Annotated in this window: 13 protein-coding genes; 5 read left to right on the forward strand and 8 right to left on the reverse strand. The window is 68.9% G+C overall.

Annotated features, from left to right (window positions below):
• Positions 1–80 precede the first annotated feature (80 nt).
• The 3 genes from EV646_RS18165 to EV646_RS18175 all read left to right on the forward strand — a co-directional run bounded on the left by EV646_RS18165 (position 81) and on the right by EV646_RS18175 (position 4,241).
• Complete coding sequence (locus tag EV646_RS18165) at positions 81–707, forward strand: TetR/AcrR family transcriptional regulator (RefSeq protein ID WP_132150041.1); 627 nt, start codon at positions 81–83, stop codon at positions 705–707.
• Between the two features lie 100 nt (positions 708–807).
• Entirely contained in the window at positions 808–3,435 is a 2,628-nt protein-coding gene (locus EV646_RS18170; protein ID WP_132150043.1) for a phosphoenolpyruvate carboxylase, read from the forward strand.
• Positions 3,435–4,241 (forward strand): biotin--[acetyl-CoA-carboxylase] ligase, encoded by an 807-nt coding sequence (locus EV646_RS18175; protein WP_132150045.1) that lies wholly within the window; start codon positions 3,435–3,437, stop codon positions 4,239–4,241. The genes EV646_RS18170 and EV646_RS18175 overlap by 1 nt, the downstream gene beginning before the upstream one ends.
• On the opposite strand, the gene EV646_RS40975 is transcribed toward EV646_RS18175, so the two are convergent.
• On the reverse strand, positions 4,238–4,345 hold the full coding sequence (locus tag EV646_RS40975) for an MFS transporter small subunit (RefSeq protein ID WP_422386716.1): 108 nt from the start codon (positions 4,343–4,345) through the stop codon (positions 4,238–4,240). The two genes, EV646_RS18175 and EV646_RS40975, sit on opposite strands and share 4 nt — an antisense overlap.
• Complete coding sequence (locus EV646_RS18180; RefSeq protein ID WP_241996138.1) at positions 4,342–5,727, reverse strand: OFA family MFS transporter; 1,386 nt, start codon at positions 5,725–5,727, stop codon at positions 4,342–4,344. Before EV646_RS18180 ends, EV646_RS40975 begins: the two co-directional genes overlap by 4 nt.
• 180 nt (positions 5,728–5,907) lie before the next feature.
• On the opposite strand from EV646_RS18180, the gene EV646_RS18185 reads away from it, so the two are divergent.
• A complete protein-coding gene (locus tag EV646_RS18185) occupies positions 5,908–6,507 on the forward strand; it encodes a PH domain-containing protein (protein WP_132150047.1) in 600 nt (199 codons plus the stop codon).
• Positions 6,508–6,540: 33 nt separating this feature from the next.
• Here the strand turns inward: EV646_RS18185 and EV646_RS18190 are convergent, their stop codons facing one another.
• From EV646_RS18190 to EV646_RS18195, 3 genes are all read right to left on the reverse strand, one after another.
• Complete coding sequence (locus EV646_RS18190) at positions 6,541–7,752, reverse strand: GNAT family N-acetyltransferase (RefSeq protein ID WP_132150049.1); 1,212 nt, start codon at positions 7,750–7,752, stop codon at positions 6,541–6,543.
• Positions 7,753–8,521: 769 nt separating this feature from the next.
• A complete protein-coding gene (locus tag EV646_RS38895) occupies positions 8,522–8,689 on the reverse strand; it encodes a hypothetical protein (RefSeq protein ID WP_158290977.1) in 168 nt (55 codons plus the stop codon).
• Positions 8,690–8,783: 94 nt separating this feature from the next.
• Complete coding sequence (locus EV646_RS18195; protein ID WP_132150051.1) at positions 8,784–9,947, reverse strand: acyl-CoA dehydrogenase family protein; 1,164 nt, start codon at positions 9,945–9,947, stop codon at positions 8,784–8,786.
• A 136-nt stretch (positions 9,948–10,083) separates the two neighbouring features.
• Here EV646_RS18195 and EV646_RS18200 point away from each other — a divergent pair, with 136 nt between their 5' ends.
• Positions 10,084–11,421 (forward strand): UDP-glucose dehydrogenase family protein, encoded by a 1,338-nt coding sequence (locus tag EV646_RS18200; protein ID WP_199237046.1) that lies wholly within the window; start codon positions 10,084–10,086, stop codon positions 11,419–11,421.
• Positions 11,422–11,436: 15 nt separating this feature from the next.
• On the opposite strand, the gene EV646_RS18205 is transcribed toward EV646_RS18200, so the two are convergent.
• From EV646_RS18205 to EV646_RS18215, 3 genes are all read right to left on the reverse strand, one after another.
• Positions 11,437–12,657 (reverse strand): MFS transporter, encoded by a 1,221-nt coding sequence (locus EV646_RS18205; protein ID WP_132150053.1) that lies wholly within the window; start codon positions 12,655–12,657, stop codon positions 11,437–11,439.
• A 74-nt stretch (positions 12,658–12,731) separates the two neighbouring features.
• Positions 12,732–13,235, reverse strand: coding sequence for a 5-(carboxyamino)imidazole ribonucleotide mutase (gene purE, locus EV646_RS18210; RefSeq protein ID WP_132150055.1), 504 nt, complete (start codon positions 13,233–13,235; stop codon positions 12,732–12,734).
• 89 nt (positions 13,236–13,324) lie between these two features.
• Positions 13,325–14,497, reverse strand: a complete 1,173-nt coding sequence (locus EV646_RS18215) for a 5-(carboxyamino)imidazole ribonucleotide synthase (protein ID WP_241996139.1) — start codon at positions 14,495–14,497, stop codon at positions 13,325–13,327.
• Positions 14,498–14,554: the final 57 nt, after the last annotated feature.

Genomic DNA, 14,554 nt, shown 5'->3' on the forward strand with positions numbered 1-14,554 from the left:
CGGAACCCGGACCGTAGGCGCAGGCCGGAGGGGTTCCTACCAGACCGTAGGAATTTCCTACGATCTGGTAGGTTTGTCAAGTGGTTGAGGACGCCGAACCGCGCCGCCGGGCGGCCCACCTCGGGCCCGAGCGCCGGCGCCCGATGATCCTCGACGCCGCTCTCCAGGTCTTCTCGGCCAACGGCTACGCCGGTACGACGATGCAGTCGGTGGCGGACGCGGCCGGGGTGACCAAGCCGGTGGTCTACGACTGCTTCGCCAACCGCGACGAGTTGCTGCTGGCCCTGCTCGCCCGCGAGGAGCAGCACCTGGTCATCTCGATCGTCGCCGCGCTGCCCGCCGACCCGAGTGTCGGCACTCCCGAGGAGCACGTCCTCGACGGCCTGACCGCGTTCCTGACCACCGCGGCGAAGAACCCGCAGTCCTGGCGGATCGTCTTCGGAGCCCAGTACGGCGCCGCGCCGGTGGTGGCCGACCGGGTCCGGGCTGCCCGCGCCTTCCTGGTCGAAGGCCTGCGGCTGACCCTGATGAAGTCGTTGCCCGGCGTCACCGACCCGGACGCGAACCTGCCGGTGCTGGCCGAGCTGCTCGCGTCGATGACCGAGGCCTGCGCCCGGATGCTCGTTGTGGACGGCACCGATCGCAGCCCGGCCGACCTGGCCAAGGTCGTCTCCCAGGTGGTCGGCGGCGGCTTCGGTAACGTCTGAGCGCCGTACTGTGAAGTAGCCTGACAGGGCGGTCACGATCAGGCTTCCAGCTGGCGGACGATGCGGCGCTGACGTGCGCCCGCCGATAGGGTGGGCGAACGTGACCGACACCGGTAGTGAGACCCGTACCCGCGCGCGGTTCGAGGTGCCCGAGGAACTTCGGGCCGACGTCCGCCTGCTCGGCGAGATCCTCGGCAAGGTGCTGGTCGAATACGCCGGTCAGCCGCTGCTCGACGACGTGGAGAAGCTCCGCGAGCTCACCATCGCCGGCGACGGCGCGGCGGCCGAGCAGCTGGTCGCGTCCTGGCCGCACGAGCGGGCCGAGGACGTGGCCCGGGCGTTCACCTGCTACTTCCACCTGACCAACCTCAGCGAAGAGCTGCACCGCGCTCGGGTGCTGCGTGAGCGCGACCGGGCCGGCAACGCGCCGGTCGTCTCCGAGCTGGCGCAAGCCGTTGAGCAGATCTCCGTGGACAGCGGTGTGCAGCAAGCCCGCGCGCTGCTCAACGGGCTGGAGTTCCGCCCGGTGCTCACCGCGCACCCGACCGAGGCTCGGCGTCGCGCCGTACTGGCGACCATCCGCCGGATCTCGTCGCTGCTGGAGGAGCGGGGCGACCCGCGGGCCGGTGACAGCGAACTGGCCGAGAACAAGCGGCGCCTGATCGAGCAGGTCGACATCCTCTGGCGTACGTCGCAACTCCGCACCAGCCGGCCGTCCCCGCTGGACGAGGTGCGGTCGGCGATGGCCGTGTTCGAGGAGACGCTGTTCGATGTCGTCGGCAACGTCTACCGCCGGCTGGACGACGCGCTGGCCGGTGACTCGGCCGGGACCAAGCCGCCTGTGGTGGCGCCGTTCGTCCGGCTCGGCTCGTGGATCGGCGGCGACCGGGACGGCAACCCGAACGTCACCGCTGCGATCACCCGCGAGGCCATGCAGATCCAGGCCGACCACGTCCTGCGTGCCCTCGAGCGGGCCACCGACACCCTCGGCCGGGCGCTCACCCTGGACGCCGCGACCACACCGCCGTCCGCGCCGGTCCGTCGCATCCTGGAGGACGCACGTGCGGTCAACCCCGAGCTGATCGCGGACATCGAGACCAGGTCGCCCGCCGAGACTCACCGCCAGCTCCTGCTCCTCGCAGCGCGCCGGCTGGCCGCCACCCGCGCCCGCGACGCGGACTTCGGCTACCCGAAGGCCTCCGACTTCCTGCACGAGCTCAAGGCCCTGCAGGACTCGCTGGTGAACGCAGGAGCTCCACGCCAGGCGTACGGCGAGCTGCAGCAACTCATCTGGCAGGTGCAGTCGTTCGGCTTCCACCTGGCCGAGCTGGAGGTTCGCCAGCACTCGTCGGTCCACGCCAAGGCGCTGGAAGAGGTGCTGGGTGGCGGCGAGCTCTCCGACCAGACGGAAGAGGTGCTCGCCACCCTCCGGGTGATCGGCCAGATCCAGCAGCGGTTCGGCCCCGAGGCATGCCGTCGGTACGTCGTCTCGTTCACCCGCAACGCAGGGGACCTCGCAGCCGTCTACGAGCTGGCCGACGCCGCTCTGGATGGCCGTCCGATCGAGCTGGACGTCGTACCGCTGTTCGAGACCGGTGAGGACCTGCAGAACTCCGTGGAGGTGCTGGACAACGCCATCCAGCTCACCAGGGTCAGGCACCGCCTCACGGCCAATGACAGGCGTTTCGAGGTCATGCTGGGGTACTCCGACTCCGCCAAGGACGTCGGTCCGGTGTCTGCGACTCTCGCTCTCTATGACGCTCAGGCACGGATCACGGCCTGGGCGCAGCGCAATGCCATCCGGCTGACCCTGTTCCATGGCCGTGGCGGTGCTCTGGGCCGTGGCGGTGGCCCGGCGAACCGCGCCGTACTGGCGCAGGCTCCGGGGTCGGTGGCCGGGCGGTTCAAGCTCACCGAGCAGGGTGAGGCGATTCCGGCTCGCTATGGCAACGCGGCGATCGCTCAGCGGCACATCGAGCAGGTGACCGCGGCGACGCTGCTGGCCTCGACTCCGGCGGTGGAGGAGCGGGCGGCCAAGGCAGCTGAGCGTTTCGCGGTGATGGAGAAGACGCTCGACGAGGCCGCGCGTACGGCGTACCACCGGCTGGTGAAGGCGGATGGGTTCGCGGAGTGGTTCGGCCGGGTGACTCCGCTGGAGGAGCTCGGGCAGCTGCCGCTCGGTTCGCGCCCTGCCCGGCGTGGAGTGGCGGTGTCGTCGCTGGAGGACCTGCGAGCCATCCCGTGGGTGTTCGCCTGGTCGCAGGCGCGCGTCAACGCGCCCGGGTGGTATGGCCTGGGTTCGGCGCTGTCTGCCGTTGGCGACGTCGCCGTACTGCGGGATGCGAACCAGAACTGGCCGCTGTTCCAGGTGATGCTCGAGAACGCGGAGATGTCGCTGGCGAAGACGGACCGGCGCATCCTCGGCCGCTATCTCGAGCTGGGCGACCGGCAGGACCTGACCCAGCTGATGCTCGACGAGCACGCGCTCACCACCGAGTGGGTGCTCAAGGTGCTCGACCAGGACCGCCTGCTCGCCGGGCGCCGCGTGCTGGGCCGTGCGGTCGAGCTGCGGAACCCGTATGTCGACGCGCTCAGCTACCTGCAGCTGCGGGCACTGGGGACCCTGCGGACGGATGACTCGCTGGACGACGAGCAGATCGTCCGTACGCGGCGGCTGCTGTTGCTGACCGTCTCGGGCGTTGCCGCCGGTCTGCAGAACACCGGCTGATGTTCAGCGACCTGGAGCGCCCACCGCTGGACGCACAGTTCCTGCAGGGGCGTCTGGTTCGGCCTGGCTCGCTCTGGACGCAGATCGACGTACTGACCGAGACGGAGTCGACTAACGCGGTCGTGGCGGCTGCTGCGCGTGCGGGGACTCCTGAGGGGCTGGTGGTCGCTGCAGAGCACCAGTCGTCTGGGCGTGGGCGGCTCGGGCGTACGTGGACCACTCCGGCGCGGTCTGCTGTGCTGATGTCGGCTCTGCTGCGTCCGACGGCTGTGCCTGCGGACAGGTGGCCGTGGCTGGGGTTGCTGGTGCCGTTGGCCGTGGCAGCCGCCGTACGACGGGTGGGGGAGATCCCAGCCGTCGTGAAGTGGCCGAACGACGTACTGGTCGAGGACCGGAAGCTGTCCGGCATCCTGCTGGAGCGGGTCGAGGGACCGGCCGCTGTGGTCGGTATCGGGCTCAACGTGACCTTGCGCGAGTCGGAGAAGCCGCAGCCGGCCGCCACGTCGCTCGCGCTCGAAGGCGCGGCGACGACGGATCGAGCCACCGTCCTGGCCGCCGTACTCCGAGAGTTGGCCACCCGTTACCAGACCTGGGTAGACGCAGCCGGCGATCCGGCCACGATCCTCCCGTCGTACCGAGAACTCTCCGCCACGCTGGGCCGCCTCGTCCGAGTCGAACTCCCCGACGGCACCCACCTCGAAGGCAGAGCCCGTGACCTGGACGCCGACGGCCGCCTCATCGTCGACACCCCCAACGGCCCACGACCACTCGCCGCCGGGGATGTCACCCACCTGCGGACGAACTAGCTGGTGAAGATCTTGGCTGCGGTGATGAGGGTTTGTACGACGCCGTAGCCGAGGAGAGCGGCGACGAGGAGCCAGGAGATCACCAGGCGTGGGGTCTGGTTCATTTCGCGGCCTCCATGGTGGACTGGGTGCGTTCGTGGAAGCGGTCGGCGACCGGGCGGATCAGCAGGTTGGCGACGAAGCCGGCGGCCAGTACGCCGACCATGGTGAACAGCGCGGGCCGGTAGGCTTCGGCGGTCAGTGTGCCCGGTTTCCCTTCCCGGTCGAGGAATCCGTTGATGATCAGCGGTCCGGCGACACCCGCCACCGACCAGGCGGTCAGCAGCCGCCCGTGGATCGCGCCGACCTGATAGGTCCCGAAGAGATCCCGCAGGTACGCCGGTACGGTCGCGAAGCCGCCGCCGTAGAACGACAGGATCACCGCGGCCAGCAACACGAAGATCACCGTGCTGTTGTGCCCGACTGTGGCGAGCAGGAAGTAGAAAACGATGCCTACGCCCAGGTACATCGCGTAGATGGGCTTGCGGCCCATCACGTCCGACGTACTGGACCAGGCGAATCGGCCCGCCATGTTGAAGATCGACAGCAATCCGACGAAGCCCGATGCGGCCGCGACCGCGACGGTGGACTTGCCGTCGGCGCCGCGGAAGAAGTCCTGGATCATCGGGCTGGCCTGCTCGAGGATGCCGATACCGGCCGTGACGTTGCAGAGCAGGACCACCCACAGGCACCAAAACTGTGGGGTCTTGATCGCGTTCGCGGCCGACACGCTGTTCGTGGTGACCAGCGCCTTCTGCTTGACCGATGCGGGGTCGAAACCGTCCGGCTTCCAGCCGTCGGCGGGCACGCGGATGTTGAACACTCCGAACATCATGATCACGAAGTAGCCGATGCCGAGGGTGAGGAACAACGCGACCAGCGCACCACCGCCGGCCACAGACGCGCTGTTGCCGGGGTCGTAGTTGTCGTCGTACAGGCTGAGCAGCTGGCGCGACAGCGGACTGGCGACGAGTGCGCCGCCGCCGAAGCCCATGATCGCCAGACCGGTGGCCAGGCCCGGACGGTCCGGGAACCACTTGATCAGGGTCGAGACCGGCGAGATGTAGCCGATGCCGAGGCCGATACCGCCGATAACGCCGTACCCGAGGTAGACGATCCAGAGCTGACCGGTGCCGATGCCGAGGGCACCGACTCCGAAGCCGGTGGCCCAGAAGCAGGCGGACACGAACATCGCTTTGCGCGGGCCGTTGCGTTCCACCCAGGTGCCGCCGATCGCGGCGGACAGGCCCAGCATCACGATCGCGATGCTGAAGATCACCCCGATCGCGGTCTGGCTGGTGTCGAAGTGCTTCACCATCGACGTCTTGTAGACGCTGGTCGCGTAGGCCTGGCCGATGCACAGGTGGACGGCGAGCGCGGCCGGCGGGATCAGCCAGCGGCTGTACCCGGCGGGCGCGACAGTGTGCTCACGGTCGAGAAACGACAAGATGCCTCCTTCTCTCGTCCCCCACACTGGTAGCCCCTCGCGCATACTGGCTCACTGTATGCATTTTGTGAAGTGTTGAATCACCTCTGAACCAGCACCGAGCCCGACCGGGCAGTCGTGTCGGGACGGGACAGTGTCGGGACGGGACAAGGGAACCCGCGAACTGTGACACTGGGGGACATGGGCATCTCCGCGAAGTTGTTGGGTGAGGACGAGTACGTCGTCGTCAGCACCCGGACGCACTGGAAGGCGCTGATCTTCCCGGTCTTCCTGCTGCTCGTGGTGGCGGGTGCGGGTGGGTTCCTGACCGCGATCGTGCCGACCGGCAGCCTGCAGACGCCGGCCCGGATCGCGATCCTCGCGGTCGGGGTGGTGGTGCTGCTGACCTTCGCGGCGAAGCCGTTCCTGAACTGGTTCTTCTCCACCTACACGCTGACCAACCGGCGGCTGATCACCCGGCACGGCATCCTGACCCGGACCGGCCGGGACATTCCGCTGATGCGGATCAACGACGTTTCCTACGAGCACGGCCTGATCGACCGGATGCTCGGCTGCGGCACTCTGCACATCGAGTCCGCCGGCGAGCGCGGCCAGGTGATCCTGCCGGACGTCCCGCACGTCGAGCACATCCACCTGCAGATGTCGGACCTGCTGTTCGGCGGCCCCGACGGCAAGCCCGGCGACGGCATCCTGGACGGCGAGGAGCCGCCGGACCACATGCGTCGCCGCCAGCAGCCGACCACCGGCGACGACGGCCAGACCCTCTTCAGCTCCGACTAACCCGCGGCTGCTTCCCCGGGAATCTGAGACAGTTCAGAAGACCTCGATGCTGGCCGGCTGGATCGGCCAGCTGAAGGCTGCACCGGCCGTCGTGAGCGCGCCCGGGGTGTGCTCGGTGATCCGGCCGGTGGCGGCGAACTCGGCCAGCGACCGGCCGCCGAGATACACCGCGCCGAGTTCGGTCACGGACAGACTCAGGTCGGCCGGATCCTCGGTGCGTTCACAGCGCACCTGCGGGCCATTCGCAGTCAGCCTGAACCGGCCCGCGTTCGCCGCGATCAGGTCATCGGCGACTTCGAACACCAGATCGACGGGTACGGCGTACTGCCGCTGACCCAGCGCGCGGGCGACGTCGGTCACCCGGAGCCAGAGCGACTCGCTCACCCGGCGGTTCAGAGCGGTCGGCGTGGTGACGAGCTGCTGCAGTGGCTCGTCCATTGCGGCGTAGCTGAACTGGAGCGTGGCGGCCAGATCCAAGGTCAGCACGTGCTGCCACAGTGCCCGGTAGGCGATCGGCTCGACCGCGACCAGTTCCTCGAGCGTCACCTCGTTGGCCGGGCCGGTCGGGCCCCAGTTCATCTTGCCGCGCCACAGTGCGTAGCCGTCCACGGCGCCGGTCTCGTCACGGTGCACCAGGATCCGGCGGGCGGTCTTTCCACCACGCCCGTCGGGCTTGTCCTGCAGACGCTTCTGCCATCCGAGCTCGGACCGGCCGGAGACTCCCGGACGGCGCTCCTGGAGGCTCCTCAACAGCGTCGCCAGCTCCTTCGCCGCGTCGTCCGGGGCCAGCTCAACGATCTCGCCGGGACGAATCCGCACGGCCGGCGGGCCGACTCGGTGCAGATCGATCTCGTACGACGTTGCCCAGGCGGCGGCGCCGTACCCGAACCTGCCGTAGATGGCAGGTTCGCTGGCCCAGAGCACCGCGATCGCCTCCGGCACCTCGCGCAACTGCCGCTGCATCAGCTCCGACAGGATGCCGCGCCGGCGGTGCGTCGCCCGCACGCCCACCCCGGTGACATGCGCGGCCGGCACCACCGCACCCGGCACGGACAGATCTCGGGTCAACGCCCGCGCCGTCCCCACGAGATCGTCGCCATCGGTCGCAACCAGCGCGCGATCAGGCTCGAACATCGCCCGCCCCAGGTCATCGTCCGAGGCCTCGAACATCATCGCCCCGCCGAACAACCCCTGAATCTCGTCGTACTCGCCCCGCACCGCCGAACGAACACCAATCTCGGTCATCCCCGCATCTTCACACGCCCGACCGACAAGTCGAGGGGGATTTTCGGACGTCGACGAACACCAGAACGCCCACGGGACCTACTTGTCCCAGGTCCCGGCTCCCGGAATCCCGCCACCCGGACAACCCCGTCCACGTCCCGGGCACCACCTCTCTCGTCGCCGTCGATGGCGGGCTATTTCAGCGATAGTCGGCTCTCCGGCTCGATGTGCGGGTGGTCGTTCGTTCCACACGGTGCCGCGATGCGCGGGCAGATGCCCGGAATCCCTGCGCGATCATTGACTGATCGCCGAGCGGGTTTGGGGAGCGCTACCCCACCTGAATCGACAAGCCAGACTCCCCAGTCCATGTGGGCATCACGGTGAACGACCGGCTGGTGGTGACCTTGTGCACCGCTCGACCATGGCGCGGCGGCGTGTCGTGGTCGAACCGTGCACAAGGCCGGGCACGACATCCTGAACAAGCCCGCGGACCGCCGCCGCGGCTGGTCGAGCCGATGTGAACCGGGGAGGGTTTTGCCTCGGATGGGGCGGAAAACCCTCCCCGGTCGTCAGGGCACGACCCGCTGGTCCGGCGATTCGCCACGAGGCCGGCGACCGGCTCGGATGCCGAAGCGATGAACGACCACCCACACATGTGGCAGAAGAGCCCGATAGCCCCTCATTTAGCCGCCAGCGGTCAAACAACCCGGTATCGGGCCGGCCAGAAGGTGAAATCAGCTCCGAACTAGCACTCACGCAGCCCGGAGTCGTTCCCCGACCCCACCTCGCACTAGTTGTCGACCTGGGAGCCGAAGGTTTTGCGGAGCTCCGGGTAGTCCGGTTCAGTGAACAGCTTTCTGGTGTTCTGCTTGGTGGCGACCAGGAGCGCGCAGCCCTCGGTTGCCGAACCCTCGACCTGGCCGGTGGCGATCTCGCGCCGTGTCTTCGCCTCGTACATGGTGGCGTGGTAGATCCCTCGATGCAGAGGCAGCGAACTTCCGGTGAAGTTGCAGGTCTTCAGCTCGCCGCCGTCGTCCGGGTCACCCAGGCCCTCAGCCGAGGCCCTTTAGCAACTGGCGGGCCATGACGATTCTTTGGACCTGGTTGGTGCCTTCGTAGATTTGGGTGATTTTGGCGTCGCGCATCATGCGTTCGACCGGGTAGTCATGGGTGTAGCCGTAGCCGCCGAGGAGTTGTACGGCGTCGGTGGTGACGGCCATCGCCACGTCGGAGGCGAAGCACTTGGCGGCGGCGCCGAAGTAGGTCAGGTCGGCGTCACCACGCTCGGAGCGGGCGGCGGCGGCGTACGTGAGCTGACGGGCGGCCTCGATCTTCATGCCCATGTCGGCGAGCATGAACTGCAGCCCCTGGAACTCGGCGATCGCCTTGCCGAACTGCTTGCGTTCCTTCACGTAGCCGAGCGCGTAGTCGAGCGCGCCCTGGGCGATCCCGAGCGCCTGCGCCGCGATCGTCACCCGGGTGTGGTCGAGCGTGGCCATCGCCGTACTGAAACCGGTGCCGGGATCGCCGATCAGCCGTGCAGCGGGGATCCGGACGTTGTCGAAGTACACCTCGCGGGTCGGCGAGCCCTTGATGCCGAGCTTCTTCTCCGGCGCGCCGAAGGACACGCCCTCGTCGGCCTTCTCCACCACGAAAGCGCTGATCCCCTTCGACCGGGCGTCGGGATCGGTCACTGCGAACACGGTGTAGAAGTCGCTCACGCCGGCGTTGGTGATCCACCGCTTCACGCCGTTCACCACGTAGGAATCCCCATCGCGTACGGCGCGGGTCTTCATCGAGACGGCGTCCGAACCGGCTTCGGGCTCCGACAGGCAGTACGAGAACATCGAGTCACCCGCGGCCACCGGCGGCAGGTACTTCTGCTTGACCTCTTCCGACGCGGACAGCAGCAGCGGCAGCGAGCCGAGCTTGTTCACCGCCGGGATCAGCGAGGTCGAGGCGCACGCCCGGGCGACCTCCTCGATCACGATCACCGTCGCGAGTGCGTCCGCCCCGGCGCCGCCGTACTGCTCCGGGATGTGCGGCGCGTGGAAGTCCGACGCCTTGAGCGCGTCGTACGACGCCTTCGGGAACTCCGCCAGCTCGTCCACGTCACCGGCGTGCGGGGCGACCTTGGCGTCGCAGACGTCGCGGACCGCCTCCCGGATCGCCTGGTGCTCCTCGGACAGCGCGTACAGGTCGAAAGAGTTACTCACGAGTTGCACTGTACGACGCAACTCCTGCGGACCGGCACCCGTCGTACCCCGAAAGTGACCAACGGCGCACTGTCCGGGGGCCAACAGACACCGGCGGGGTCATCGGGTGGTAACCGTGGTGGGTAGAGTCCCGGGCATGAGTGAAGCGACCTCCCGCCCCCTGCGGATCGCCGTCATCGGCACCAACTACCTGGGCGCGAACACCGCCGCCGGCATGGCCGAGTTCGGTTTCGACGTCATCGGTGTCGAGATCGACGAGCACCGGCTGAAGCTGCTGAACGACGGCAAGGCCCCGCTGTACGAACCGGGGCTGGACCCGCTGCTGAAGACGCACGTCGACTCCGGCCGGCTGCGGTTCACCAAGGACTACCGGGAGATCGCGGACTGGGCCGACGTGCACTTCATCTGCGTCGGCACCCCGCAGCAGGAGGGCAGCGAGGCGGCCGACCTGTCCCAGGTCAACTCGGTCGTCGACATGCTCGCACCGCTGCTGACCGTGCCGACTCTGGTGGTTGGCCGGTCCACGGTCCCAGTCGGTACGTCGAAGCTCGTCGAGCAGCGCTTCCACGCCGAGTCCCCGGCCGGTACGGCGGTCGAGATCGCCTGGCAGCCGGAGTTCCTCCGCGAGGCGCACGGCGTCGAGGACACGCTGCGCCCGGACCGACTGGTGTTCGGCGTCCAGTCCGAGGCCGCAGAGGCCCGGCTGCGCGAGGTGTTCGCCACCCCGATCGCCGAAGGTACGCCGGTCGTGGTGTGCAATCTGCCGACCGCCGAACTGGTGAAGGGCGGTGCGAACGCCTTCCTGGCCACCAAGATCTCGTTCATCAACGCGCTGGCCGAGATGGCCGACGCGACCGGTGCCGACGTCACCCAGCTGGCGGACGCGCTCGGGTACGACAAGCGGATCGGCCGCGGCGCACTGAACGCCGGCCCCGGGTACGGCGGCGGCTGCCTGCCGAAGGACCTGCGTGCCTTCATGCACCGCGCCGGTGAGCTCGGCGTCGAGGAAGTGATCACGCTGCTGCGCGAGGTGGACGACATCAACCAGCACCGCCGGGCCCGAGTCGTCGATGTCACCCACGAACTGCTCGGTGCCGAGTGGGTCGGCAAGAACGTCACCGTCCTCGGCGCGGCGTTCAAGGCCGGCACCGACGACGTCCGCGACTCGCCGGCCCTCGACGTGGCCGGCCGGATCCAGCTGCACGGCGCCAACGTCACGGTCTTCGACCCGGAGGCGATGGAGAACGCCCGCAAGGTCCGCCCGACCCTGCGCTACGCCGGGTCGGCCGTCGAGGCCTGCGAGGGCGCTCACGCCGTACTGCACCTGACCGAGTGGCCGGAGTTCCGCGAACTCGACCCGGCGGCGCTGCGCGGCGTCGTCGAGCACCCGGTGGTGATCGACGCGCGGCTCTCCCTGGACGCCCGAAAGTGGCGCGCGGCGGGCTGGACCTACCGGGCCCCCGGTAAGCCTTAAAGAGCCGGGCAAGCCTCAGGAGACCGTTGCCGAGCGGAGGACGGGGCGGGTCAGTACGACGACACCGGTCAGGGCAGCCGCGATCGAGATGGCGAGGCAGACACCGGTGATGCCCACTCCGTCCAGATCGGCCAGGCTGCCCAGGATCGGGTTCATCACGACCAGGGCCAGGCTCTGGCACAGCACCACGATGGACTGCAGCCGGGACTGATACTCCCGCTCGACCGAGTTCATCAGCAGCGGCAGCACGTGCCCGGTGAAGGTGCCTACCCCGATCCCGCTGAGCACACCAGCAGCGAAGGCCAACGGGAGCGGCTCGAACACGGAGAGACCGAGCAGACCGGCGGACGCCACCAGCAGTCCAGCGGCGGCGAACATCCCGGGCCGCGGAAACGCGCCACGCATCAGAATGCGCAGCGCGATCACCCCAACCCCCAGACTGCGGCTCGCGACCAGCAGGCCGGCCGTCGCCGCGTCCCATCCGTGCGAGCGGGCCAGCAGGGGCATCAGCAGCGCGTCCAGCGGCATCAGCAACCCGGCGGCGACCGTCATCGTGATCAGCAAGGCCCGGGTCAGCGGCCGCCCGAACGCGACCTTGATGCCGGCCCCGATCGAACGGATCATGCCGGACGGCATCCGCCCCGGTGGGGTGATCGCCTTCCGCAACACGATCAGTACGGCGATCATCACCGCGAAGGTCAGCGCGTCGAAACCGGCGGCGGCCGCGAGGCCGGACCAGTTGACCAGGATGCCGCCGACCGCCGTGCCGGTGACGGCGAAGACGACGCCGGTGACCTGGAAGCTGGCCAGCGCCCGCGGCACCTGCGCCGACGGGACGAGCAGCCGTGGCATCGAACGGGACGACGGCAGGAAGAACGCGTCGATCACCCCGACCACGAGGGCCAGGACGACCAGCAGCCAGATGGGTTCGCCCGCGATCGCCGTGGCCGGGACCAGCGCCGCCGTCACCGCGAACATCGCCGTACAGCTGGCCAACAGAACGCGGGGTGCGCCGAATCGGTCGCCGATCGCACCGCCGACCAGCAGCAGCGCTGCCCGGGGCGCGGCGGCCAGCAACAGGATCAGGCCCGCGACGCTGCCGCCGTGCCGAGTGGCGGACCAGCCGATGGCGAACGTCATCGTCAGGTCGCCCAGCAGGGATACGGCAGCACCGAACAGCCAGATCCAGTAACGGACCGGGATACTCTGCGTATCCGATTCAGCGGGCGGAGTCACGAGCGACGACCTTAGACGACATCGGTTGGGATCTCACGACTACCCGGCCCAGCCTGGGGAAAACCGTCGCGGACTCAGGATTTACGGAGCTCTGCCGCGCCGTCACGGACCGTAGCGCCTTTGGCCCGCGCCAGCTCCGCCAGTGACTCCTGGAAAGCACTCACCCGGTCCCGCAGCTTCTCGTCGGAAGCGGCCAGAATCCGTACGGCGAGCAGCCCGGCGTTCCGCGCGTTGCCGATCGACACCGTCGCCACCGGCACTCCGGCCGGCATCTGCACGATCGACAGCAGCGAGTCCATCCCGTCCAGGTACTTGAGCGGCACCGGCACGCCGATCACCGGCAGCGGCGTCACCGCCGCGAGCATGCCGGGCAGGTGCGCGGCACCACCGGCGCCCGCGATGATCACCTTCAGGCCCCGCTCGTGGGCTGACCGTCCGTAGTCGATCATCTCGGCCGGCATCCGGTGCGCCGACACGACATCTGCCTCAAAGGGCACGTCGAACTCGGCGCACGCCTCCGCCGCGGCCTTCATCGTCGGCCAGTCCGAGTCCGACCCCATCACGATGCCAACACTCATCGGCGTCCTCGCTTCGCTCCGGGCGCCGACGAGGCACAAGACGGGCTGTGCTTGATGATGACCTCGCTCCGCTCGCTCATTGGTTTCCCCTACTCGTCGATGGTGCCGGTCAGGTAGGCGGCCGCGTGCCGGGCGCGTTCGCGGACGTCCTCGAGGTCGTCGCCGTACGCCGTGACGTGGCCGATCTTGCGGCCCGGCTTCACCGACTTCCCGTAGAAGTGCACCTTCAGCCCCGGGTCGCGCGCCATGCAGTGCAGCAGCCCGCGGTGCATGTCCTCGACGTCCCCGCCGAGCACGTTGACCATCACGGTGTACGGCGCTCGTGCGGCCGGCGAGCCGAGTGGCAGATCGAGGACCGCGCGCAGGTGGTTCTCGAACTGGGAGGTGACCGCGCCGTCGATCGACCAGTGGCCGGTGTTGTGCGGGCGCATCGCCAGCTCGTTCACCAGCAGGCGGCCGTCGCGGGCCTCGAACATCTCCACCGCGAGGATGCCGACGACGCCGAGCTCACCGGCGATCTTGAGCGCCGTCTGCTGCGCCTGGGCCGCCTTGTCCGGGGCCAGGCCGGGCGCCGGCGCGGTGACCTCGACGCAGATGCCGTCCCGCTGGACCGACTCGACGATCGGGTACGCGACTGCCTGGCCGTGCGGGGACCGGGCGACGATGGCGGACAGCTCGCGGACGAAGTCGATCTTCTCCTCGGCCAGGATCGGTACGCCGCTCGCAAACGCGGTCGCGATCGCCGCGTCGTCCGGCCCGTCGATGAACCAGACGCCCTTGCCGTCATACCCGCCGCGGGTGGTCTTGAGGATGACCGGGAAGCCGCCGACGCGCTTGGCGAAGTCCTCGACATCGGAAGGCGACTCGACCAGCTGATGGGCGGGCGCCGGTGCGTCGAACAGGTCCAGGCGCTGCCGCATGACGGCCTTGTCCTGGGCGTGGACCAGAGCGTCCGGGCCGGGATGAACCTTGGCGCCGTCCGCCTCGAGCGTGTGCAGCAGGTCGGTGGGGACGTGCTCGTGGTCGAACGTGACCACATCGCATTCTGCCGCGAACCGCCGTACGGTCTCTGGATCGCGGTAGTCGCCGACGGGTGCGTCGGCCACCGCCTGGGCTGCCGAGACGGTCGGGCCTTCGGCGAGGACCCGGAGCTGGATGCCGAGCGCGATGGCGGTTTCCTGCGTCATCCGGGCCAGTTGGCCGCCGCCGACCATACCGACTACCGGGGTGCCGACGGGGAGGTCCGAGCGAAAGAACTTCACAGCCTTGAGCCTAATGTCCATACATCAGCCCGACTGCGGCGGGCCATCGCGGCGCGC

The sequence above is a fragment of the Kribbella antiqua genome, from assembly GCF_004345665.1.
Taxonomy (GTDB): Bacteria; Actinomycetota; Actinomycetes; order Propionibacteriales; family Kribbellaceae; genus Kribbella; species Kribbella antiqua.

Bases quoted from the DNA above. Each gene is read 5' to 3' on its own strand.
- EV646_RS18175 (WP_132150045.1), top strand. From the start codon at position 3,435: ATGTTCAGCGACCTGGAGCGCCCACCGCTGGACGCACAGTTCCTGCAG.
- EV646_RS40975 (WP_422386716.1), bottom strand. From the start codon at position 4,345: ATGAACCAGACCCCACGCCTGGTGATCTCCTGGCTCCTCGTCGCCGCT.
- EV646_RS18185 (WP_132150047.1), top strand. From the start codon at position 5,908: ATGGGCATCTCCGCGAAGTTGTTGGGTGAGGACGAGTACGTCGTCGTC.
- EV646_RS18190 (WP_132150049.1), bottom strand. From the start codon at position 7,752: ATGACCGAGATTGGTGTTCGTTCGGCGGTGCGGGGCGAGTACGACGAG.
- EV646_RS38895 (WP_158290977.1), bottom strand. From the start codon at position 8,689: ATGTACGAGGCGAAGACACGGCGCGAGATCGCCACCGGCCAGGTCGAG.
- EV646_RS18200 (WP_199237046.1), top strand. From the start codon at position 10,084: ATGAGTGAAGCGACCTCCCGCCCCCTGCGGATCGCCGTCATCGGCACC.
- purE (WP_132150055.1), bottom strand. From the start codon at position 13,235: ATGAGTGTTGGCATCGTGATGGGGTCGGACTCGGACTGGCCGACGATG.